The following is a 22,581-nucleotide window of genomic DNA, read 5'->3' as shown; positions in this document are numbered from 1 at the left end:
GGCCACGAGGCCGCGCTTGTTGCATATATCAACGTTGCATGGGACCGGAAGGCGCCGACGCGCGCGTTTCGGCCGACAAGGAGACTAGCGATGAATCGCGCACCCGTGGTCGATGTCCAGACCTTCATCAACGAGCAGCCGTTCGGCGGCTTTCAATGGCTCGTTTTCCTCATGTGTTTCGTGATCGTGCTGCTCGACGGCTTCGATACGGCCGCGATCGGCTTCATCGCGCCGTCGTTGCTCGGCGAATGGAACCTGACCAAGCCCGATCTCGCGCCCGTGCTCAGCGCCGCACTGTTCGGCCTCGCGTGCGGTGCGCTCGTGTCCGGCCCGCTGTCCGACCGGCTCGGCCGCCGCTCGCTGCTGCTCGGCTCGGTGTTCCTGTTCGGCGCCGCGTGCCTGATGTCCGCGTTCTCGAACACGATCGGACACCTGACGATCCTGCGTTTCGTCACCGGCGTCGGGCTCGGCGCCGCGATGCCGAACGCGGTTACGATGATGGGCGAATTCTGCCCGGACAAGCGCCGCGCGACCGTGATCAACCTGATGTTCTGCGGCTTTCCGCTCGGCGCCGCGTTCGGCGGTTTCCTGGCCGCGTGGATGATTCCGCATTTCGGCTGGCGCAGCGTGCTGGTGCTCGGCGGCGTGACGCCGCTGCTGCTCGGCGTGCTGTTGCTGCTGAAGATGCCGGAATCGGTGCGCTTCATGGTCGCGAACGGCCAGGGCATCGACAGGATCCGCGCGACGCTCGCGCGCATTTCGCGCGACGCGCTGAACGCCGGCTCGTTCGCGTTGACCGAAGCCGCGCCGCAGACCGGCGGCAAGGGCCTCGGCGTCGTGCTGTCGCGCTCGTACATCGTCGGCTCGGTGATGCTGTGGCTCGCCTACTTCATGGGGCTCGTGATCTTCTACGCGTCGATCAACTGGATGCCGATCTTGCTGAAAGATGCGGGCCTGACGCCGAAGAGCGCGACGCTGATCTCGGCGCTGTTCCCGCTCGGTGGGGTGGGCGCCGTGCTGTGCGGCGTGCTGATGGACCGCTTCAACGCGAATCGCGTGATCGCCGTGTGCTACGCGCTGACGGCGGTGAGCGTGTATGCGATCGGGCAGGCGGCCGGCAACGTCGGGCTGCTGGTGCTGATCGTGTTCGTGGCGGGCGTGCTGATGAACACCGCGCAGTCGTCGATGCCGGCGCTGGCCGCCGCGTTCTATCCGACCGAAGGGCGCGGCACGGGTGTCGCGTGGATGCTCGGCGTCGGCCGGTTCGGCGGGATCGCCGGGTCGTTCCTCGTCGCCGAACTGACGCGCCGGCACTTCTCGTTCGCAGGGGTGTTCGCGACGATCGCCGTCGCGGGCGTGCTCGCGTGCGTTGCGCTGCTGATCAAGCAGATGGCGCGGCCGCATGGCGTTGCGCAGCCGGCCGGCAAGATCGAGTCGCTCGGGCATTGAGCGGCGTTCGGGCCGGGCGATGCACCGGCGCCGAGCATGATCGATTCAGGCCGGTCGCACGCCGACCGACCGGCGCACGACGACAGACCGGGCCGCGTTCGCGGCCCGTCGACATTCCAGCCGTCGCACCGCTACTCCTCCGCGTCGTGCTCCTTGACGAAGTTGCGCAGGTACGCGCGCAACGCGGCTTCCCGGCCGCGATGATCGTCGTGGTTCGCGGCGCCCATTTCTTCCTCGTCGCCGAACAGCGTCGGCGGCGCGCAGTACGTGCCGACTTCGATGTTCTCGCGCAGCACGCGGATATCGTGCGTGAGCGGGTGATACTCGGCGATCCAGTGCATTCCTTCGATGTACTCGCCCGTTCTCAGCATTGGCTTCATCGGCAATCTCCATGCAGAGCGGCGGCGCAACCGCCGAAGCGGTTGCATGCGCCCGTACCGAAAGGGTACGCCTGCCTCACGTGAAGCTCAACGGGCGGGCTTGCGAGCGCTCAGCGCGGCAGCAGGTGCGCGACGAGCGGGTACAGCGACAGGATCAGCAGTACGGCCATCGTCACGTTGAAGATGCGCAGCGCGCGGGGATTCGACAGGAAGCGCCGCAGGCCGAGGCCGAACGCGGCCCACAGGCAGATGCACGGGAAGCCGATCAGGATGAACACGACGGACATCCAGGCGGCGTTCATTCCGTAGTCGGCGGACAGGCGGATCGTCGTCGCGGCGGTCAGCACCATCATCCACGCCTTCGGGTTGACCCACTGGAACGCGGCGGCTTCGATGAACGTCATCGGGCGCGGCTTGGCGCCGTGCGCCTTCACTTCGCCGGACGTGCCGATCCGCCAGGCGAGGTACAACAGGTACGCGACGCTCGCGGCTTCGAGGATCGTGTACAGCAGCGGCAGGCGCTTGAACGCTTCGCCGAGGCCGAAGCCGACGCAGAGCATCAGGATCGCGACGCCGATGCTGATGCCGAACAGGTGCGGCACCGTGCGGCGGAACCCGAAGTTGACGCCGGACGCGAGCAGCATCGTGTTGTTGGGGCCGGGCGTGATGGACGTGACGAGCGCGAACAGCATGCCGGCGGGCAACGCGCTGAGGGTGAGGAATTCCATCGCGGATTCTCCATTCGGTTCGAGGCTGGGATGGAGATCAGTTTAGCGACGGTTTTCTGTACAGTACCGGTACAGTTGGCTTGACGAATGCCGGTACGGGGAGGGGCGAGTGCGTGACGGCGACCGTCAGTGCTACGCGGGTACCCGGCAGGGTTCTGCCTATCACAGGCGAACGATAGGCCGCTAACGTTCTTGCGATTCGTTGGACCCAGACGTCCCAGCGGGCGGCAATGGGCGATTCGCAATCTCTATCGCTTCAGTTTGCGGCACACCCAAGGTCTGCAACAGGGATGAAGCTGCGCGCTCGGCAAAGCCGTTCTGACTGTACCCGATCATGTTCAACATGTCGGTAACCGGCTTCTCGTCCGCATCGAATCGGAGCTCGATCGCAATGGCGGTCAGTACCGCACCCCCGACCGTGATCACGCTCATCAGCGGGTCACTTGCCGAGAATCTCCCCGCGAGGATGCCTTTCTGAATATCCCTCAACAACCTGGGTCCGAGGCCGCGGCTGAGCGCTCGCATGGACAACCCTTCGCGGAGGAGAAATTGTCCCCAAACCGGCTCACTTCTGGCTCGCAGCAACGTATGGCGCAGCGATACAGAAATGATCTCGGCGGGGTCGGTGAGGTTGCCTGCAATGCGGTCCAGGGTATCCGCGAACTCCTCGAACACGATTTCCAAAACCGCGGCATGAATCGCTTCTTTCGATTCGAAGTGGTTGTAGAACGACCCGAACCCCACGTCCGCGGCTTCCGTAATTTCATTGATCGCGACGCCTTCCATCCCCTTTTGCGCCATGAGTACAAAGGCGGCATCCAGCAGGCGCGCCCGCGTCTCGCGCTTTCGGCGCGCGCCTCGAGGCTCGCGAACCTCAGGGCTCGACGGCGCTTGCCCGTTCGAGAAGACGGCCGGCGACGGTGTTCTGGTGCGACGGGAAGAAGTGTTGGGCATCGGCGTGCGCATGGATTCGGTGTTTGAGTATACGTTCGAACGTCAAAATTGACAAAATCATCAATTATGATTTCAATGTCATAAAGGCGGCCAGCAGTGGCCAGTCTCAAGAACTGGAGATGGAACGGTGGTGGAGACAAACCTGACGTGCGAGCCGGGCGTCCATGAAGGCAACGACGGCATGAGCTCTTCGGGCGGCCGCGACTTGCCGTCGGATGTAGACGTGCTCGTGGTGGGCTGCGGTCCCGTCGGCGCGGCGATCGGTGCGCTTCTTGGCCGGGACGGCGTGCGCGTGCTTGTCGTCGACAGGGCGGCGGAGATCTTCATGGCGCCACGTGCGATCGCGCTCGACAACGACGCGCTTCGCATCCTGCAGTACATCGGGGTGAACGAAGCCGACCTCGATACAGTGGCGATCCCGTACGTCCGGATGCGCTCTCCCTGGTTCGGAGAGTTCGGGCGCATCAATACGCTGGGGAGCATCGATGGCCATCCGAAGCTCGTGACGTTCTATCAACCGGACCTGGAGCGATGCTTGCGTTCGCGACTAGCCGCGCACCGCACGGCCCGAATGGCGCTCGGTGTGACGCTCGTCTCGCTCGACGAGCACGCCGATTACGTCGCCGCCACGCTCGACAGCGGGCCGGGCGCACGGCACGTCGTGCGCGCCCGCTACGTCGTCGGTGCCGACGGCGCCAGCTCGATCGTGCGCCAGCTGATCGGACAGGATTTCAAGGGCAAGACGTTCGCTGAGGACTGGTTGATCGTCGACGCGCGAAACGTGCGCCGACCCATCGACCATGTCGAGTTCATCTGTGACTATCGGCGGCCAACGCCTCATATGACCGCACCCGGGGGGCGCGAGCGTTGGGAGTTCATGCTCCATCCCGACGAGACGCGAGAAGAAATGGAATCCGACGAACGCATCCGCGAACTGCTCGCGCCGTGGGGCGGCATCGAGGACATGGTGATCGAACGCAAGGCCGTGTACCGTTTTCATGCCCGAACCGTCACGACGTTCAGCAAAGGGCGCGTTTTTCTCGCGGGTGACGCCGCCCATATCACTCCGCCGTTCGTTGGCCAGGGGCTCGTCGCCGGCCTGCGCGATGCCGCGAATCTCGGCTGGAAACTGGCGTGGGTCGTCAAAGGCCACGCAATCCCGAAAATCCTGGATTCCTACGATCAGGAACGACGACCGCACGCCAAGGCGATGATCGGCGTCGCGAAATTCATGGGCAAGCTCGTGATGCCGCGAAACGCCGGGATCGCGTTGTTCACGCATGGTCTGATGCGATTGACGCGGCTCGTTCCGCCGCTACGAAATCACTTCGACGAACTCGGGATCAAGCCGAAGAATGCGTTCCGGAGCGGTCTGTTCGTCCCCGGCCATTCGTCCACGCGGCTCGTGCGCGGCGCAGCCCTGCCGCAGGGATGGCTGCGCAGGCACGATGGGACGATCCGCCTGAGCGACGACGTGTTCGGTAGTGGTCTCGCGCTGATCGGATTCGGACGGGATCCAGGCGTCGAACTCGACGCCGGCGCGCGAGCCGCGCTGATCGCGGCGGGCGGTGTCGTGGTGCAGGTCGTGCACCGCGGGCAGCGCCTTCATCGCATCGAGGACGACGGATGGGAGGACCTGGACGGTACGTTCATGCCGGGTGTCGTGCGGTTTGGCTGGGCGGCCGTGATTCGGCCGGACAAAACGGTCCTGCACGAAGGCCCGGTGGCCGACTCGACCCGTCTGGTTCTCGAATCCCTGCGATTGCTTGGTGCACGCACCTCGTTTTCGTCGCTGTCCGATCACATTGCCCAGCCGATTTCCTGAGGCCCCCATGAAGCTCACGACTGCACAACCCGCACGGAGTCCCCAGCCGACGACGAAGGCTCGGGCGCTTTCCTATTTGATGTTCGAGCGTCCCGATCTCGAACGGGCCGAACGATTTCTCAACGATTTCGGCCTGCGAACGGTATCCCGTGACGGCGAATATCTGTTTCTCCGAGGCACGGCCGCCACACCGTTCTGCTATGTCGTCCGGCAGGCTGAAAAAAATCGTTTCGTCGGCTTCGGGCTTGAAGTTGACGGTATCGACGCACTGCGAAAGCTTGCCGACGTGCCGGGCGCGTCGGACGTGGAGCCGTCGCCGTGGCCCGGAGGCGGCCATCGCGTCACGCTCGTCGATCCGTCGGGTTTTCGTGTCGACGCGGTCGCGGGACAAGCGCGGGCCGGCGCCCTGCCGCACCGGTCGGCGTTAGCGTTCAACTCGCCCGATTCCATCGTTCGCGTGAACGATACCCAGCGTGCGCCGCTGGCGGCGCCGGAAGTGATTCGCCTCGGTCATGTCGTGCTCGAACTCGCCGATTTCCAGGCGACTTGCGCGTGGTACACGTCTCACTTCGGTTTCATCCCGAGCGACGTTCAGGTGTTGCCGGATGGATCGCCCGCCGTCGCGTTCTTGCGGCTCGATCGCGGGGCGACCCCCACGGATCACCATACGCTGGCATTGGCACAGGGATTCGCAGCGCTTTACAGCCACTCGGCATTCGAGCTGGTGGACGCGGACGCCGTCGGGATCGGGCAGCGTGTGTTGAGCGAAAAAGGATGGACGCACGCATGGGGGATGGGTCGTCACATTCTCGGCAGCCAGGTCTTCGACTATTGGCAGGACCCTTGGGGCGACAAGCACGAACACTATTGCGATGGGGACATGTTCACGGCGGACGTGGCGACGGGCATCCACGAAGTTAGCCGTGAAGCGATGTCGCAGTGGGGCCCCCGGATGCCGCGCAGCTTCACCAAACCGAAGATCACCGCCGCAAGCATCGCATCGCTGATCCGAAACCTCCGGGCCAGTCCGGACGTCACGTTTGCGAAGCTGCGCACGCTCGCGAAGCTGTTTGCGTGACCTTCATCTTCACTCAGACCTGTTCGAGGCATCTTCATGGCATTGCACGTCTTGCACTACCGGCATCAGCGGCGCGCCCAATGGGGCGTGGTGAGGCACCACCGGATCACGCCGATACCGGGCGACTACCCGACGACCGGCGAATTCGTGCGAGCACATCGGATCGATGACCTCGCCGCGCTCGACGGAGAAACGATTCGCGAATCGGACGTCGAGTGGCTGTCGCCGGTCACGCGCAATCAACGGTTCGTTTGTCAGGGCGCCAACTATCGCCAGCACATGATCGAGTCCGGCATGAATCCGGATGCGAAGTCGTTCAACATGATCTTCACGAAGGCGACGAGCTGCATCGTCGCCGCCGATTCCGACGTCATCCGGCCGCAACATGTGCGGTTTCTGGACTACGAGATCGAACTGGGGCTCGTGCTTCGCCGCGATATCACGTCCCGGCAAGCCATCACGGACACGAACCTGCACGAGTACGTGGCGGGCCTCGTGATCGTCAACGACTATTCCGCACGCGATATCCAGATTCCTCAAATGCAGTTTTACAAGGGAAAAAGCTATCGGACGTTCGGGCCCGTGGGGCCGTATCTGTGCCTGCTGGATTCAAGCGATATCGCGCGGCTGCGCGCGCTGACACTGACGCTGACCGTGAACGGGGAAGTGCGCCAGAGCGATTCGACCGCGAACCTCGTGTATGGTCCGGCCGAAACGCTCACGGAGCTTTCGGGGGTTCAGGATCTGAACGCCGGTGACTTGCTTGCAACGGGCACGCCGTCCGGATGCGCGCTCAGCATTCCGTCGCCGGCGAAGCAACGGGTTGCCGCGTTGCTGCCGGAGCACATGAAGTGGCGGATCTTCGCGAAGGTTCAGGCCGCGCGCCCGCAGTACCTGAAGGCCGGGGATCTGGTCGAGTCGCGGATCCGGAGCAGGGACGGGGCAATCGACCTCGGTGTGCAACGCAACCGAATCGTGGACGAGCTCGCATGAACGCCATCGCAACCGAAGCGGACGTGCTTCGGATCGAAAACCAGGGGCCGCCCGCCGACCTCCCGGCCAGCACTTACGAGATGATCGGCCGTGGTGCGGCGATCGACCCGACCGCGCCGGCCTTATCATTTTTCCTGCGCGCCGACGATCATCGCAAGCCATTGCGCTGGAACTATGCGGCGCTTCTGCGGGATATCACCCGCGCCGCGAACATGTTTTCACGCCTCGGTATCGATCGCCACTCGGTGGTCGCCTACGTGCTGCCGAATTTGCCGGAAACGCATTTCGTCATCTGGGGAGGCGAAGCGGCCGGGATCGTGTGCGCGATCAATCCGTTGCTGGAGGGGCCGGCGATCGCATCGCTGCTCAAGGCCGCAAACGCAAAGGTGCTGGTGACGCTGGCGCCTTTTCCGGGAACGGATATCTGGTCGAAGATCCAGCCCATCCTGAGCGAGGTGCCATCGCTGCAAAGCCTCGTCCTGATCGATCTGGCCGAGCGTGTGCAGGGGTGGCGCCGAATTGCCGCCCGCGCGATGCAGCGTCGAGAATGCAAACGGTTGCACCGGCGCGCGGGCGTGCGCGGTGCCGTTCCGCGCCACGTCGAGATCCATGACTTCGACAGTGCGATGTCGCGTGAATCCGGCGATTCGCTGCTGAGCCCACGGCGTTTTGAAGCCGACGACATATCGTCTTACTTCTGTACGGGCGGCACGACGGGATTGCCGAAAATCGCGATTCGCCGGCACGGCAACGAGGTGGCCAATGCCTGGAGCGTCGGGCAGGTCGTCGGCGCCGGGATGGGCCCGGGGAAGACCGTGTTCTGCGGACTGCCGCTGTTCCATGTCAATGCCGTGCTGGCAACCGGCCTGGTGCCGTTCTCGCGCGGCGCACATGTGGTGCTGGGTACGCCACAGGGCTATCGCGGCGACGGCGTCGTCAAACGATTCTGGGAAATCGTCGAGCACCACAGGATCAATTTCTTCAGCGCGGTGCCGACCTTGTATTCGGCGTTGCTCGACGTGCCCGTCGACGGCCGGAACATCGACTCGCTGGAATATGGACTTTGCGGTGCCGCGCCGATGCCCGTGGAAGTATTTCGCCTGTTCCAGGATCGCACCGGGGTCCGGATCCTCGAAGGCTACGGGCTCACCGAGGGCGCATGCGTAAGCAGCGTCAATCCGCCAGGCGGCGAACGGCGTCTCGGTTCGATCGGCTTGCGCATCCCCGGCCAAATGATGAAGGCGGTGATACTCGACGACGCCGGCCGCTACGTGCGCGATTGCGTCGAGAACGAAGTCGGTGTGCTGACGATTTCCGGGCCGAACGTGTTCGCGGGCTATCTTCAGGAAGATCAGAACAAGAGCCTGTGGCTCGATCTCGGCGACGGCCGGCAGTGGCTCAACACCGGGGATCTCGCGCGACGCGATGCCCAAGGCTACTTCTGGCTCACGGGCCGCCGCAAGGAGCTCATCATCCGGGGAGGTCACAATATCGATCCGGCGACGATCGAAGAACCGCTGCACCGCCACCCGGCAGTGCAAATCGCTGCGGCAATCGGACGTCCCGACGTGCATGCTGGCGAGCTGCCAGTCGCATACGTGCAGTTGAAAGCCGGCGCAACGGCAACCGAGACGGAGCTCGACACGTTCATACGCAGCATGATCGGCGAGCGCGCCGCGATACCGAAGCGGATTCATATCGTCGATGCGATGCCGCTTACGGCGGTCGGCAAGATCTTCAAGCCCGAACTCAAACGATGGGAGACGTTCGACGCGCTGGTCTCCGCGCTGAAGGATGCCGGCGTCGAGGGTGCGCGGGTGAGCATGGTGGACGACCCGTCGCGCGGGCTCACCCTGCATGTGGCGCTGAGCGATCACGCGCAGATTGCGAAGGTCAATACGGTGATGGGCCGCTTCCCGTTTGCCTTTTCGACTTCTGTCGAACCCGAACATCACTGATTGTCGATTCTCGGAACGTTTGGGGTTGAAGTAAGCAAATAACTTAGGAATTCGAAGTTAATGAAGAAAGGGATTTTTCTTGACGAAGCAGCACCCGATGCTTTTGGCCTCGTGTGTCATAAGCGCAGGACCAGCCCGAAAGTCATGCCTGGCGCACGAGGATGAAGACAGGTTTCACGATTCTTGAACACCAACACAAAAATCTGGAGACAAACATGAAACGGATCAGCGCAGGAACCGTCGTACTGGTCGCGGCCATCTCTGGCGCGCATGCCCAATCAGCCGGTCAGTGGGTGGTCAATGCCGGCTGGTCCCATTTTGCGCCGCAGGGGGCGGCGGATCCGCTGACCGTCAATGCGCTCGGCCAGTCACAAGTGATGACCGGCAGCGGTGGGGAGATCGCAAGCGGCGATACGTTCGGAGTGACCGCAACGTACTTCCTGACCGACCATATCGCGGCGACGACGGTCATGGGTTTTCCGCCGACATGGCACTTGAACGGCGCAGGTACGCTCAGCGGTTTCGGCGAGCTGGGGACCGCGCGGGCCTGGAGTCCGGCGATCATCTTCAACTACTACTTCGGCCAACCGAATGCACGGTTCAGGCCGTATCTGGGCGCCGGCGTCACCTACACGTGGTTCAGCAACATCAAGCTCAGCAATCCCGTTTCCACCGGCCAGATCTATTTCTCGCCGACCGTCGGGACCGCGCTCGAGGGACCGACATCCGTGTCGCTCAGTCATTCCTTTGCGCCCGTCGTCAACGGCGGCCTGACCTACAACATCGATTCTCACTGGTCGATCAATGCGTCGGTGGCGTATTCGTGGGTATCGACACGCGCCACGCTCACTACCCGGTCATCCGTCGGCACGGTCACGAGCACCAGCAAATTCCGGGTCAATCCGATCGTGACGTTCCTGTCGGTCGGATACCGCTTCTGAACCGCATTAGCCAGGACACGTCGCACGCATGTTGCAGTCGCCGCCCAGCGCGGCGACGTGACGATCGCCGTCGAGTTTCAGCGTCGCATGGCCCGACCGCGGACGTTTCGTGATCCTTGCTCGCGACATGCGTCGAGTGCGATCGGAATGTTGAGGATTGCTAACCCGAAAGATGAATATGACACCGACGTTAGGAAACGTTCGAGTACGCGCTCTATCGACATAAATGACAAAAGTATCAATATTGAGTTTAATGTCAATAAATGTTGTGGCCAGCCCCTGTGGGGCGCCTGGTTACCGATCGCGGCGACCAAGGCGTCGAGGGTTACTTGATTCCAAGGGAGCGCACTCGCAGCGGAGGCGTCCCGAACCGTCATACGCGGGTGTTGTTCGGGAGGGAAATGTGAAGTCGATTAGCTATGCTTACGCCGCTGCGCTCATCGCGGGATTGGCAACGCCACATGCGCATGCCGAACTGGGCGGCGCACCGATATCGTTGCCCGCCGCCGATCAGGCCGCGAAAGTGCGTGTGATGCGGCCTGCGAATCGAGCGGCCGATGGCCTGACGGCGAATCCAGCCGTTTACATCGTCCGTGAAACTACGCTCGGATCGGGAACCGTGATTCGCGAATACACATCGGGCGACGGAATCGTCTTCGGCATAGCGTGGCAAGGGCCGACGATTCCCGATCTCGGGTCGTTGCTCGGCGGTTATCTTCGCGATTACAGCGCGGGCGTGGAAGTCGCGCATGCACTTCGTGGCTGGCGTACGCCGGTATCTGTTTCGGCGCGCAATCTCGTGATCAAGACAGGAGGGCACATGGGGGCATTTTCCGGGCAAGCCTGGTTGCCGCCCGCGCTTCCGCCCGGCCTGACCGGCAACGATATCCTGTAACTCCCATGAAAATGATCATGAGCATTTTTCGTACGGTCGTCCGGTGGTTCAGCATATTCAGCTTGATGACCGTCTCGGCAGCTTTCCTCGTTGCGTGCGGCGGCGGCGATTCAGGTTCCGGCGAAACGGGCGCCAGTAGTTCTGGCGCATCGGACGGCAACACCGGAAATACCGCAATCGTTACGGTTGCGCGAGGCGTTGCACGCGTCGTCAACATTCCGACCGTCAACATCAAGATTTGTGCGCCCGGAACGTCACGCTGCCAGGTGGTGTCCAATGTGCTCGTTGACACCGCATCGTATGGCTTGCGGATCGTACGTGATGCAATTCCAAGCGTTATCGACAGCCTGCCTAAAACGACTACAAACGACGGATCGACGCTTTCCGAATGCGGCAAGTTCGTTTCGAGTTATACGTGGGGCACGGTTCGAACGATTGACCTTTCCATTGGCGATGAACGTGCGAGTTCCTTGCCGGTGCAGATCATCGGCGATCTTGCCACGGACAACGTGCCAAGTTCGTGTACAAACGGGAATGAAGCTGCGAACTCGGCCACGGCTCTTGGTGCAAACGGCATTCTTGGAATTGGTCCGGCGCCCTATGATTGTGGTGCACCCTGTGTGAAGGTCGCGTCGTTGAGCAACTACTACTCGTGCGCGGACGGAAACTCGAGCTGCGTACAAGTCACCGTGCCGCTATCGCAACAGATCAGCAATCCTGTCGGTCAGTTCGCCGCAGACAACAACGGCGTGATTGTAAAAATGCCGCAGATTTCGGAAGACGGTCGGGAAAGCGTGACGGGCTCGTTGATTTTTGGCATCGGCACTCAAGGCAACAATGCATTCGGCGCCACCACGAAGCTGATGTCAACGACGACGGGTGATGTGCCAGGAGCGTTCCTTTCCAGAAAGGTCACCGCGTTCTTCGATACTGGATCAAATGCGAATTTCTTCGATGACTCGGCGCAGATTGCGTGTGCCAAGAACACGCAATTCTACTGCCCGTCAACGACGACCACCTATGCTGCGACTCTGGTTGGGCTCGACGGCACAGTGAGCATGATTTCCCTGTCCGTTGCTAACGCAGATACGTTGTTCTCGAGGAATTCAACATATGCATTCAATGACGTCGCAGGTCACTTCGGCTCGTCCTCTTGGCTAGATCTCGGGCTGCCATATTTTTACGGTCGAACGATCTATTTTGGCCTGGATCGTTCGGCGGAAGGCGGCTCTGCGCCTTACGTCGCATACTGATGCCTTGAGGCGGGCCGGCAACCCATCAAGATACTTGTCATTGATCTGCAATCGGTTGGAAATTGAGTCACCGAAGGAGAGGGGTATCGGATCGGGGTGATACCGGCTCGTCCAGTCGATCTCCTCAAGCGGCTATCGGCACCCCGCTATTCGCCCCTTCATGCACTTGAACCACAGCCTCACCGCCCCGACCCCGCCCGCCACCGGAATCCGCGGCAACAGAAACGGATCGTCGGCCGCGCCTGCGCATCCGCGCCGGGTCGTCGTCGCATTGTCGTAACCGGCAGCGATGACCTGATCGCGTACGCGTGCGTCGAGATCGCCGTACGGATAACAGAACGATTCGACGCGCTGGCCACTCAGCATTTCGAGTTGCCGCTTCGATTCGGTCAACTGAAACGCCGAGACAGGCGCGGACACATGCGACAGCGCGACGTGATCGAGCGTATGCGAGCCGATTTCGTGGCCGTGATCGCGCCACACGAGCATGTCCGCGCACGTCATCAGCGGCGAGCGCGCGGTCGGCGCACCCGCGTCCCAGTCGTTCGCGCCGCCGAACCGGCCGGCGACGAAGTAGCAGGTCGCGGTGAACCCGAGCGCGTCCAGCACGGGCATCGCATGCGTCAGCACGTTGAGAAAGCCGTCGTCGAACGAAATGCCGAAGACCTTGCCCTGCCGCTCCCCGCGCAGGTACGGCTGCAGTTCGCGCACGCTCAGGCCGCGGTAGCCGAGCCGCTTGAACAGCGTCATCTGGCGGCGGAATGCGTCGGGCGCGACGCTCAGGCTGCGCAGCCGGTCGGTCGGCGGCGGCAGCGGGCGGATCTGGTGATACATCAGAATCGGATAGCGTGGGGTGTGCGCAAGCATCGGGCGGATCGCAGGAAAGCGGGGTTACGCCGCCTTGCGGAAAATCCGCAGGGACTTGAAGTCGCCGACCTCGGCGAAATCGGCACGAGCGGCCCACTGCGCGATGATCGGCGCGGCCTTCCGGTAGGCCGACGAGCCCTTGTAGAACAGCAGATGGCCGTTGGGCGCGGTATGACGTGCGAACAGGTCGAGCACCGCTTCGTCGGTCTTCGCGCCGTAGCGGCTGTTCGCTTCGTCGCGGAACTCGCACAGATGAAACAGTGTGACGGCGTCGAACGTCGGCAGCAGGCTCGAATTGCTCGTATAGATGTCGCCGAAATACGCGAGGTAGGTCTTGCTCACCTCGGGCTGCCGCGTGACGAGATCGACATACGACTTGTATTCCTTCGGCGATGCCGTCACGCCGAAGACGGTGTTGTTCAGATGCGGCCGCGCGCATTCGACGCCTACGTGGTGGTGGCCGCCGGTACCGAAGTGATAGATGCGGATGCCCTTGAGGCGCACGGATTCCAGCCATTCGACGAAGTGCACGTCGCACGGACATTCCTGCGTGCGCAGGTCCCAGTACTTCTTCCAGATATTCATCGCCATTGCGTGGATCTCAAGGAGGTCGCCCAGCGGTACGGGTTGTGTCGAACCGATTTCTGATAGACGGACAACGTCGCGTCGACGAACGCGTCGAACGAGAATTCACGCTTGCCTTTCAGCCGCGCGCTGCGCCCCATCGCACGGACGCAGCCGGGTTCCTGCACGATCGCGCGCAGGACCGCTTCGATCGCCGCGGGCTCGCGCGGCGGGACGACCCAACCGTCCACGCCCGGTTCGACGTTCTCGGGCAGCCCGCCCACGCGCGTCACGATCGCGGGGCAGCCGAGCGACATCGCTTCGCGGCACGCGTACGACAGGCTCTCGTGGTACGACAGCACGAACGACACGTCGATGATCGAGAACGGCGCCTGCACATCGTCGAGCCGTCCGGTGAACGCGGTGCGCGACGCCATGCCGTGCCGCGCGAGTTGCGCGCGCTGCTCGCCGGACGGTTCCGCGCCGACCAGCAGTACGCGAAACCGCTCGCGCTCGGTTTCGGGCAGGCGGCCGAGCGCGGCGATCAGGTCCATCCAGCCTTTTTCGGGCGCGGTGCCGGCGCTGCTGCCCAGCACGATCGCATCCGCGCCGGCCGCGCCGAACAGCGCGATCTTGTGGCGGCGGATCTCGTCGGCCGCGGGGCGTTCGGCAGCCGGCCGGCGTACGCCGTGCTTGACGACCGTGACGTTGCCGTACGGCGAGCGCAGCGCGAGCATGCTCGCGACGTAGTCGCTGACCGCGATCGTATGGTCGGTCGCCAGCCGCGCGCGCAACTGGTTGCCGAAGCTGTCGGCGCGATAGGTGTTGTGCTTGGTCAGCACGACCGCGGGCCGATACCGGCACGCGAGCAGCGCCAGCATCACCTGCCGGTGATCGGCGGACCCGTTCACGTGGATCACGTCGAAGCGCTCCGCGACGATCAATCGATGCAGCCGCAGGATCTCCCGGCACAGCCGGTTCCAGCGCGGCTTGAATTCCATGTCGAAGATGCCCACGTCGGGGCTGTCCTTCAGCAGTCGCGACAGGCGGCTGCCTTGCGGCGACGCCACGGTCACGCGGTGATGGCGGCTCATCGCGACGGCGAGATCGCGAACGTAGGTGTCCTGGCCGCCGCCATAATCGCCGTGGAAGTTGGTGTACAGAATGTTCATCACGATGCCGCTTTCTCTTCGCCCTTCATTTACAAGGATTACTGATGAAATGAAGGGCTCGACCTGATGGAACGGAAGCAATGACGCGAACGCGATGCCGCGTCTCCGGCTCGAGATTGCGTGTCGACGTCAAGACATGGCGTCAACGCGAATCATTTCCAAATATTACAGATCGTTTACGTGGCGTAGTGTCGAGGTCTGCGCATCTTTGTGCGAATGTGTCGCGATCGCTGGATCGTGTCGTCTCCTGCGTGACGATCTCCGGCGATCGCGACCGGCACGGCGGTCCCGACCGGTACCTTCCCGCGACCCGAAATTCCCCGGCATCCGACCGCGCCGAAAGCAGGCCGGACCGGCGACACGATCCTTTTTGCGGCGACACCAGGACGCAAATCAACCGATGTCGCTTTCAGATTTGAAAGCCGGCCCACCATTTGCGTTAGAATGCCCCCCCTTGTCCGCCCAGGCGATCGCCCGAAGCGGACAAGTCGCCCGCTTGGAGACACAGGTTTCGATTCGCAGCCGGACGCGAATGATGGGCCAGCCGTTAGCAACATACGCTTTGTAATTTGGATCACTAATGAAAAAGAAGCACAACATTACCAAGTACATCGTTGTCGCGATGATTCTTGGCATCGCCGTGGGTTACGCCTGCCATAGCGCGTTTCCCGACCCGAAGATGGCGAAGGAGGTCGCCGGTTACGTGTCGTTGCTGTCCGATGTGTTCCTGCGCCTGATCAAGATGATCATCGCGCCGCTGGTGTTCGCGACGCTGACCGTCGGCATCGCGCAGATGGGCGACGGCAGCGCGGTGGGCCGCGTGGGCGTCAAGGCGTTCGGCTGGTTCTTCATCGCGTCGTTCACGTCGCTGCTGCTCGGCCTGCTGACCGCGACGCTTCTGCAGCCGGGCAGCCACCTGAGCCTGCCGCTGCCGCCGTCCGATGCGGCGCTCAACCTGAAGACCGGCGCGTTCACGCTGAAGGATTTCGTCGTGCATCTGGTGCCGAAGTCGATCGCCGAAGCGATGGCGAACAACGAAATCCTGCAGATCGTCGTGTTCTCGATCTTCTTCGGCACCGCGCTGTCCGCGCTCGGCGAATCGGGCAAGCGCCTGATCGGCGTGATCGACGATCTCGCGCAGGTGATGCTGAAGGTGACGGGCGCGGTGATGGGGTTCGCGCCGGTCGCGGTGTTCGCGGCGCTGGCGTCGACGATCACGACCGAAGGGCTCGGCATCCTGCTCACGTTCGCGAAGTTCATGGCGAGCTTCTATCTGGCGCTCGCGCTGCTGTGGGCCGTGCTGACGCTGGCCGGCGTGACGTTCCTCGGCAAGCGTGCGTTCACGCTGCTGCGGCTGATCCGCGAGCCGTTCCTGCTGTCGTTCGCGACGGCCAGCTCCGAGGCCGCGTATCCGAAGCTGCTGGACGCGCTCGACCGCTTCGGCGTGAACCGCAAGATCTCGAGCTTCGTGCTGCCGATCGGCTATTCGTTCAACCTCGACGGCTCGATGATGTACTGCACGTTCGCGGTGCTGTTCATCGCGCAGGTGTACGGCATCCATCTGCCGCTCGGCACGCAGATCACGATGCTGCTGATGCTGATGGTGACGTCGAAGGGGATGGCGGGCGTGCCGCGCGCATCGCTGGTCGTGATCGCGGCGACGCTCAACCAGTTCAACCTGCCCGAAGCCGGATTGCTGCTGATCATGGGCGTCGACATGTTCCTCGACATGGGGCGCTCGGCCACCAACGCCGTCGGCAATTCGATCGCGGCGGCTGTGGTCGCGAAGTGGGAAGGGCAGCTTGGCGAGCCGCGCGACGAGGCGGATTCGGATGGCGACGCCGGGCTCGAGCAGGCGCAAGTGCGGGAAACGGCGACGTCCGCATGATGCCCTCGCCTGGAAACTGATGCGAGCCGGCCGGGATTCGACATGGATTCCGGCCGGCGCGCGACACGCTCCGCCGGTCGTTCCCCCGACCGCATCCGGCGATTCGCCCGATTCGCCGAGTCAACCCTTCGTTCTATCCGCCTTTGCCATATCGATACGTTGCACCCGACTCGGCGGCGTTATTCCCGCAGGCAAAAGCCGGATTTTCCCGATCTCGAATCGTGCCGTAAGTGAACGTTCACTGCATCGGCGACACACGCCTGTTCGGGCGGTCCGCAATTTTTTTCGATTTATATGACGTTATGCTCGGCGTGGCCGAGTAGCGAATGCGCGCCCCGATGTAATACCGACCGGGCCGGATGACTCAGCGGAAGTATTTACGCATGACCGGTTTTCAAGCCATCCGGCCGTCCTTCATGTGCATGACGCCACCATTCAGGAGAGCCACCGCCATGGTCGTCCGAAAACCGATTCGGGCCGTACTGCTCGCCGCCGCGATTGCGACGATCGCGCCGGCCGGATATGCGGGCAATACCACCGACTGGATCGCCAACACCTACGGCACGCTCGCCGCCCATGTCGGCAACGTCGCGCGTTCGATGTGGGTCGCGCCCGAAGGCGTGATTTACACGGCGTCGATGTGGGACGAGGATGAAGGCGGCGTCGCGATCTACCAGAACGGCAAGAGCATCGGCTCGATCGGTGCGCATTCGGAATTCCAGGGCAGCGCGATCACCGGCAACGCGACATCGCTGTTCGTCGCGCTGCAGCCCGGCAAGACGTACGGTAGCGGCGCGGTGGGGCGCTACAACCGCGCGACGAAGTATCGCGACCGCGTCATCCAGATCAGCGCGGCGACCAACCAGCCGCGCATCGACGTCGTCACCGGGCTCGCGACGGCCGGCTCGTTGCTCTATGCGAGCGATTTCTACGGCAATCGCGTGCGCGTGTTCACCACCGATGGCGTATGGCAGCGGGACATCGACGTGTCGGCGCCGGGCGCACTCGCGGTGGACGGCGCAGGCAACGTGTGGGTCGCGCAGAAGAATGCGGGCTCGATCGTCGGCTTCAGCCCGGCCGGCGCGCTGCTGAATACGATCCGGATGCCGGCCGGCTCGCACCCGTCGGCGCTGTATGTCGATGCGGCGGCCGGGCAACTGCTGGTGGGCGACGAAGGCCCCGACCAGAACATCAAGCGTTATTCGATCTCGGGCCGGCCCGCGCTGGCCGGCACGTTCGGCGTACGCGGCGGCTATCTCGACACGACGACGGGCATCAAGGGGCAGGTCGGCCCGCAACGCTTCACGCGCATCGTCGGGATCGGCAAGGACAGCGGCGGCAACCTCTATGTGCTCAACAATCCGTGGGGCGGCAGTTGGGATCTCGGCCGCAACGGCGCGACCGACATTCATGCGTACGGCAGCGGCGGCAATCTGCGCTGGACGCTGCAGTCGCTGAACTTCGAAGGCATCGCCGCGCCGGACCCGGTCACGGACGGCGCGCTGTTCTACGGCGGCACGCACGTATACAGCGGCAGCGCGGGCGGCAAGTTCGTCGCGAACACCGTCGATCCGTTCACGTATCCGTCGGACCCGCGCATCAACATGAGCGATACGCAGCGCGACGAACACTTCGGGCTGCTCACGTCGGTCGGCCCGAACCGGATCCTCGTCGCGGCCGGCCAGAATCCGCCGGTCTTCTACTTCTATCACTTCAACGCGGCGAACGGTTACATCGCGATTCCGGACGGCTCGATTCCGGGCCCGGCGTTCAACACGACGCAGCGCGTGACGGGCGGCTTCAGCCTCGACAGCCAGGGCGGCGTATGGGCCGGCCTCGACAAGACCGGCGCGATCACGCATTACCCGCTGACCGGCTTCGACGCGAACGGCAAGCCGTCGTGGGGGCCGGGCGTCGCGACCCGCATTCCGGCCAGCATCCAGCCGCTCACGCGCATCGTCTATCTCGCGGACAGCGACACGATGGTGCTCGCGCAGGGCGCGCTCGGCAGCAACGACTGGACGTCGATCGGCACGCGCATCGAGGTGTATCACGGCTGGCGCGCGGGCAATACGACGAAGCCGGACCCGGTGATCACGCTGCCGCACAGCGGCGCGAAATCGATCGACGCGGCGGGCAATCATCTGTTCGTCGGCTACTGGTTCAGCAGCAGCGGGCCGCTGTGGCCGAACGTCGACGCGTTCAATCTGACCACCGGCAATCTCGACACGACGCTCATCAACACGAGCCCCGCGACCGTCGACACCAGCAGCGCGATCGATGCGATGTACAGCATCCGGGCATACCGTCGGTCCAACGGCGAGTACGTGGTGATGAAGAACAACGTGAAGGGGAACAGCATCACCGTGTATCGGTGGACGCCGTGACGGGCACGCGCCGATCTCGGCGGTGACAATACGATGGCTGTCATCGAAACGCCTTCGCTGTAACGATGTGTAATTGTCCGGGCCGCAATGGAACCGGTCACGTGCTTGACATTGGGCGGCGATGTAATTCCCGCACGTCGACGATCGCCGACGCACCGTATTTCGATCGATAGTACGGGCTCCCGCCGCTGCGCGATACGGCCAGACGACGCCACGATCATGCCGGACACGTCAGACGATACTCGCCCCACACCAGTACAGAGGATTCCTATGAAAGATATCCAGGTCAAGCGCGCGCTCCGGCTCGGCGCGATCATGTCGGCCGTGCTGTTTGCATCGCAGGCATATGCGGACGGGTTCAACGCCGCCGATGCCGCCCGCGTGCCGAGCGGCCAGTTCGTCACGCCGCTGGCCGTGCGCGGCGCGGTGCGGCAATTTCTGAATCCCGGGCTGACGGCCTATCCGCATTTCGTCGCGGGGGAGGCCGTGCGCTCGCAATTGAACCCGGACGGCAAGACGCTGGCGATCATCACCGCCGGTCAGAACTCGCTGTACAAGCCGGACGGCTCGGTCGATACCGCAGCGTCGACGCAGTTCATCTTCCTGTACGACGTCGCGGGCGCGAACAAGACGCACCCGGCGCTCAAGCAAGTGCTTCAGCAGACCAACGCGTTCGTCGGCCTGGTGTTTTCGCACGACGGCAGCAAGCTCTATGCGACCGGCGGCAGCGACGATGCGGTTTACGTGTATGCGCAGCACGGCGGCGCGTGGGCGCTGTCGACCACGATCGCGCTCGGCCACGGCGGCAAGGGCGTCGGCATTCGCGTGCAGCCGAACGCAGCCGGTCTCGCGCTGTCGGCCGACGGCAAGACGCTCGTCGTCGCGAACAACTACAACGATTCGATCAGCGTGATCGATACCGCGACCGGCAGCGTGCGCTACGAGCATGACTTGCGTCCGTTCTTCTCCGGCAACGAAGGCCGTAGCGGCGATGCCGGCGGCACGTTCCCGTTCGCGGTCGCGATAAAGGGCAACGGCATCGCATACGTATCGTCGGATCGCGATCGCGAAATCGTCGCGGTCGACGTGTCGTCGCCGTCGCATGGCCGCCTCGTGAAACGCATCAAGCTGGATGGCAACGCGCTCGGCATGACGCTCGACGCGTCGCAGTCGCGGCTGTTCGTCGCGCAGGACAACGCCGATCAGGTCGCGGTGATCGACACCGACAGCAACGCGGTCGTGAACCGGATCGATGCGCGCGCGCCGGCCGGCGTGCTCCCGCACGGCCAGGCGCATACGGGCGCGGCAACGTACGCAGTGACGCTGTCGCGCGACGGTCGCACGCTGTATGCGACCAACGCCGGCGCGAACGAAATCGCCGTCATACCGCTCGTCGGCGAGCGCGCGTATCGCGTCACGGGTTTGATCCCCACCGCGTTCGAGCCGCACGACGTGACGTTCAGCGCCGACGGCACGTGGATGTACGTCGTGAACGGCAAGAGCACGACCGGCCCGAACCCGGATCACCTGTTCGGCGCAACGCCGGCGCAGGCAGCCGCGTCGCACGCGTCGAACGAATATCAGTTCCAGCTCGAGCGCGCGTCGCTCGTGAGCGCGCCGGTGCCGGCGGCCCATGAACTGCCGATGCTCACGCAGCAGGCGGCCCGCAACAACTTCTATCGTCCGGAAGACAACGACCGCGACAACGAAGTGATGGGCTTCTTGCGCCGTCACATCAAGCACGTGATCTACGTCGTCAAGGAAAACCGCACGTTCGACCAGGTGCTCGGCGACATCGGCAACGGCGCCGACGGCGATCCGCGGCTGGCCCAGTTCGGCCGCAACATCACGCCGAACTTCCATCGTCTCGCGAGCCAGTTCGTGACGCTCGACAATTTCATGAACCCGGGCGACGGCAGCATGGACGGCTGGTCGTGGGCGCTGCAGGGGCGCGTCACCAACACGGAGACGATCACCCAGCAGATCAACTATGCGGCGGTCAATCGCGGCCTGTCGTACGAGAGCGAAGGCACCAACCGCAGCGTGCCGGTCAACTGGGAAACGGTGCAGCAGCGCGACGCGGTGGCCGGCCCGGCCGGCACGACGAACTACAGCAACGCGGCGGCGGCCCTGCCGGGCGGTGCGGCGAACCTGCTGCCCGGCACGGGCAACCATGCGTCGTCCGATGCGCCGTTCGGCCGTCAGCGCGGCTACATCTTCGATGCGGTGCTGGCCGGCGGCGGCACCGTCCGCAACTACGGCTTCCTCGTGAACAACGTCGGCAGCATCGGCACGGCCGCGAACCCGATCGTCGATCCGCATGCGGCCGGTGTCGTGCAGGCCGCCGCGCTCGATCCTCGGCTCGCGCCGATGACCGACGTGTACTTCCGCGGCTTCGACCAGACGTATCCGGATCAGTGGCGCCTCAACGAGTGGAAGCGCGAGTTCGACCAGTACGTCGCGAGCGGCAACCTGCCGACGCTGTCGCTGGTGCGTCTGTCGCACGATCACATGGGCGCGTTCGGCACGGCGTTCGCCGGCGTGAATACGCCGGAAACGCAGCAGGCGGACAACGATCTGGCCGTCGGCCGGCTCGTCGAGGCCGTGGCGAAGAGCCCGTATGCGAACGACACGCTGATCGTCGTAACCGAGGACGATGTGCAGGACGGTCCCGATCACGTGGATTCGCACCGCGGGCCCGCGTACATCGTCGGGCCGTATGTGAAGCAGGGCGCGGTGATCCGGACGCGCTACAGCCAGGTCAACGCGCTGCGTACCATCGAGGACGTGCTCGGTACGCAACACATGAACCTGAATACCGCGTATCAGCGACCGATGACCGACGTGTTCGACGTGCATGGCCCGGCGTCGTGGAGCTATACGGCCGTCGCGTCGACGGCGCTGAAGAGCACCGGGTTGCGCGTGGCCGAAGCGGCGGCCGAGAACGCGCTGCAATACGCGGCCGGCCCGGACGTCACGCCGACGCACGACGCCGCGTACTGGGCGAAGGTGACGGCGAAGTTCGACTTCGACGATGCCGACGAAGTGCCGGCGGATCAGTTCAACCGCGTGTTGTGGAAGGGGATGATGGGCGCGCGGCCGTATCCGAAGCTGCGCGGTGTGACGCAGAAGGTCGCGAGCCGCGACGGCGATTGATCGTTCGGGCGGTCGAGGTGGAAGCGGGCCCTTCCGTCGGGAGGGCCCGTGTTTTTAGCGGGGCGCGTGGCAACTGCGGGTATCGCCGGCTCC

Annotated in this window: 17 protein-coding genes; 11 read left to right on the top strand and 6 right to left on the bottom strand. The window is 63.8% G+C overall.

Annotated elements, in window-relative coordinates; translation table 11 throughout:
* The first annotated feature begins 90 nt into the window (after positions 1-90).
* A complete protein-coding gene (locus WS96_RS16880; protein ID WP_059833966.1) occupies positions 91-1,449 on the top strand; it encodes an MFS transporter in 1,359 nt (452 codons plus the stop codon).
* Between the two features lie 131 nt (positions 1,450-1,580).
* On the opposite strand, the gene WS96_RS16875 is transcribed toward WS96_RS16880, so the two are convergent.
* The 3 genes from WS96_RS16875 to WS96_RS16865 all read right to left on the bottom strand — a co-directional run bounded on the left by WS96_RS16875 (position 1,581) and on the right by WS96_RS16865 (position 3,523).
* On the bottom strand, positions 1,581-1,829 hold the full coding sequence (locus WS96_RS16875; RefSeq protein ID WP_034205765.1) for a hypothetical protein: 249 nt from the start codon (positions 1,827-1,829) through the stop codon (positions 1,581-1,583).
* Positions 1,830-1,939: 110 nt separating this feature from the next.
* Entirely contained in the window at positions 1,940-2,557 is a 618-nt protein-coding gene (locus WS96_RS16870; protein ID WP_059833964.1) for a LysE family translocator, read from the bottom strand.
* 183 nt (positions 2,558-2,740) lie between these two features.
* Entirely contained in the window at positions 2,741-3,523 is a 783-nt protein-coding gene (locus WS96_RS16865) for a TetR/AcrR family transcriptional regulator (RefSeq protein WP_059833962.1), read from the bottom strand.
* Positions 3,524-3,641: 118 nt separating this feature from the next.
* On the opposite strand from WS96_RS16865, the gene WS96_RS16860 reads away from it, so the two are divergent.
* The 7 genes from WS96_RS16860 to WS96_RS16830 all read left to right on the top strand — a co-directional run bounded on the left by WS96_RS16860 (position 3,642) and on the right by WS96_RS16830 (position 12,454).
* Entirely contained in the window at positions 3,642-5,336 is a 1,695-nt protein-coding gene (locus tag WS96_RS16860) for a bifunctional 3-(3-hydroxy-phenyl)propionate/3-hydroxycinnamic acid hydroxylase (RefSeq protein WP_059833960.1), read from the top strand.
* Positions 5,337-5,343: 7 nt separating this feature from the next.
* The gene (locus WS96_RS16855) at positions 5,344-6,414 is read left to right on the top strand and encodes a VOC family protein (protein ID WP_059503573.1); all 1,071 of its coding nucleotides are present in this window, start codon (positions 5,344-5,346) and stop codon (positions 6,412-6,414) included.
* 36 nt (positions 6,415-6,450) lie between these two features.
* The gene (locus WS96_RS16850; RefSeq protein WP_034205760.1) at positions 6,451-7,407 is read left to right on the top strand and encodes a fumarylacetoacetate hydrolase family protein; all 957 of its coding nucleotides are present in this window, start codon (positions 6,451-6,453) and stop codon (positions 7,405-7,407) included.
* Entirely contained in the window at positions 7,404-9,365 is a 1,962-nt protein-coding gene (locus WS96_RS16845) for an acyl-CoA synthetase (RefSeq protein ID WP_059833958.1), read from the top strand. Before WS96_RS16850 ends, WS96_RS16845 begins: the two co-directional genes overlap by 4 nt.
* A gap of 215 nt (positions 9,366-9,580) precedes the next feature.
* Positions 9,581-10,306 (top strand): OmpW/AlkL family protein, encoded by a 726-nt coding sequence (locus WS96_RS16840; RefSeq protein ID WP_059786345.1) that lies wholly within the window; start codon positions 9,581-9,583, stop codon positions 10,304-10,306.
* Between the two features lie 403 nt (positions 10,307-10,709).
* Positions 10,710-11,201, top strand: a complete 492-nt coding sequence (locus tag WS96_RS16835) for a DUF2844 domain-containing protein (protein WP_034205757.1) — start codon at positions 10,710-10,712, stop codon at positions 11,199-11,201.
* Between the two features lie 5 nt (positions 11,202-11,206).
* Positions 11,207-12,454, top strand: a complete 1,248-nt coding sequence (locus tag WS96_RS16830; protein WP_082720274.1) for a DUF3443 domain-containing protein — start codon at positions 11,207-11,209, stop codon at positions 12,452-12,454.
* Positions 12,455-12,586: 132 nt separating this feature from the next.
* Here WS96_RS16830 and WS96_RS16825 read toward each other — a convergent pair whose 3' ends face one another.
* The 3 genes from WS96_RS16825 to WS96_RS16815 are packed head-to-tail and all read right to left on the bottom strand — an operon-like array spanning position 12,587 to position 15,057.
* On the bottom strand, positions 12,587-13,321 hold the full coding sequence (locus WS96_RS16825; RefSeq protein ID WP_059833956.1) for a polysaccharide deacetylase family protein: 735 nt from the start codon (positions 13,319-13,321) through the stop codon (positions 12,587-12,589).
* Positions 13,322-13,345: 24 nt separating this feature from the next.
* Complete coding sequence (locus WS96_RS16820) at positions 13,346-13,906, bottom strand: hypothetical protein (protein WP_059834505.1); 561 nt, start codon at positions 13,904-13,906, stop codon at positions 13,346-13,348.
* Positions 13,903-15,057, bottom strand: coding sequence for a glycosyltransferase (locus tag WS96_RS16815; protein WP_059833954.1), 1,155 nt, complete (start codon positions 15,055-15,057; stop codon positions 13,903-13,905). Before WS96_RS16815 ends, WS96_RS16820 begins: the two co-directional genes overlap by 4 nt.
* Before the next feature lie 580 nt (positions 15,058-15,637).
* Here WS96_RS16815 and WS96_RS16810 point away from each other — a divergent pair.
* The 3 genes from WS96_RS16810 (at position 15,638) to WS96_RS16800 (ending at position 22,488) form a co-directional block, all read left to right on the top strand.
* The gene (locus tag WS96_RS16810) at positions 15,638-16,945 is read left to right on the top strand and encodes a dicarboxylate/amino acid:cation symporter (protein WP_034205754.1); all 1,308 of its coding nucleotides are present in this window, start codon (positions 15,638-15,640) and stop codon (positions 16,943-16,945) included.
* 452 nt (positions 16,946-17,397) lie between these two features.
* Positions 17,398-19,332, top strand: a complete 1,935-nt coding sequence (locus WS96_RS16805) for an SMP-30/gluconolactonase/LRE family protein (protein ID WP_059833952.1) — start codon at positions 17,398-17,400, stop codon at positions 19,330-19,332.
* 270 nt (positions 19,333-19,602) lie between these two features.
* Positions 19,603-22,488, top strand: coding sequence for a beta-propeller fold lactonase family protein (locus WS96_RS16800; protein WP_059833950.1), 2,886 nt, complete (start codon positions 19,603-19,605; stop codon positions 22,486-22,488).
* The last annotated feature ends 93 nt before the right edge of the window (positions 22,489-22,581 follow it).

It is taken from the genome of Burkholderia sp. MSMB1835 (assembly GCF_001526365.1).
In the GTDB taxonomy this organism is placed as follows: Bacteria; Pseudomonadota; Gammaproteobacteria; order Burkholderiales; family Burkholderiaceae; genus Burkholderia.
This window is presented reverse-complemented; position numbering and strand designations above follow the sequence as displayed.

Excerpts from the sequence above, each read along its gene's own strand:
- WS96_RS16880 (WP_059833966.1), top strand. The coding sequence starts at position 91 with ATGAATCGCGCACCCGTGGTCGATGTCCAGACCTTCATCAACGAGCAG.
- WS96_RS16875 (WP_034205765.1), bottom strand. The coding sequence starts at position 1,829 with ATGAAGCCAATGCTGAGAACGGGCGAGTACATCGAAGGAATGCACTGG.
- WS96_RS16870 (WP_059833964.1), bottom strand. The coding sequence starts at position 2,557 with ATGGAATTCCTCACCCTCAGCGCGTTGCCCGCCGGCATGCTGTTCGCG.
- WS96_RS16865 (WP_059833962.1), bottom strand. The coding sequence starts at position 3,523 with ATGCGCACGCCGATGCCCAACACTTCTTCCCGTCGCACCAGAACACCG.
- WS96_RS16855 (WP_059503573.1), top strand. The coding sequence starts at position 5,344 with ATGAAGCTCACGACTGCACAACCCGCACGGAGTCCCCAGCCGACGACG.
- WS96_RS16850 (WP_034205760.1), top strand. The coding sequence starts at position 6,451 with ATGGCATTGCACGTCTTGCACTACCGGCATCAGCGGCGCGCCCAATGG.
- WS96_RS16845 (WP_059833958.1), top strand. The coding sequence starts at position 7,404 with ATGAACGCCATCGCAACCGAAGCGGACGTGCTTCGGATCGAAAACCAG.
- WS96_RS16840 (WP_059786345.1), top strand. The coding sequence starts at position 9,581 with ATGAAACGGATCAGCGCAGGAACCGTCGTACTGGTCGCGGCCATCTCT.
- WS96_RS16830 (WP_082720274.1), top strand. The coding sequence starts at position 11,207 with ATGAAAATGATCATGAGCATTTTTCGTACGGTCGTCCGGTGGTTCAGC.
- WS96_RS16825 (WP_059833956.1), bottom strand. The coding sequence starts at position 13,321 with ATGCTTGCGCACACCCCACGCTATCCGATTCTGATGTATCACCAGATC.
- WS96_RS16820 (WP_059834505.1), bottom strand. The coding sequence starts at position 13,906 with ATGAATATCTGGAAGAAGTACTGGGACCTGCGCACGCAGGAATGTCCG.
- WS96_RS16815 (WP_059833954.1), bottom strand. The coding sequence starts at position 15,057 with ATGAACATTCTGTACACCAACTTCCACGGCGATTATGGCGGCGGCCAG.
- WS96_RS16810 (WP_034205754.1), top strand. The coding sequence starts at position 15,638 with ATGAAAAAGAAGCACAACATTACCAAGTACATCGTTGTCGCGATGATT.
- WS96_RS16805 (WP_059833952.1), top strand. The coding sequence starts at position 17,398 with ATGGTCGTCCGAAAACCGATTCGGGCCGTACTGCTCGCCGCCGCGATT.
- WS96_RS16800 (WP_059833950.1), top strand. The coding sequence starts at position 19,603 with ATGAAAGATATCCAGGTCAAGCGCGCGCTCCGGCTCGGCGCGATCATG.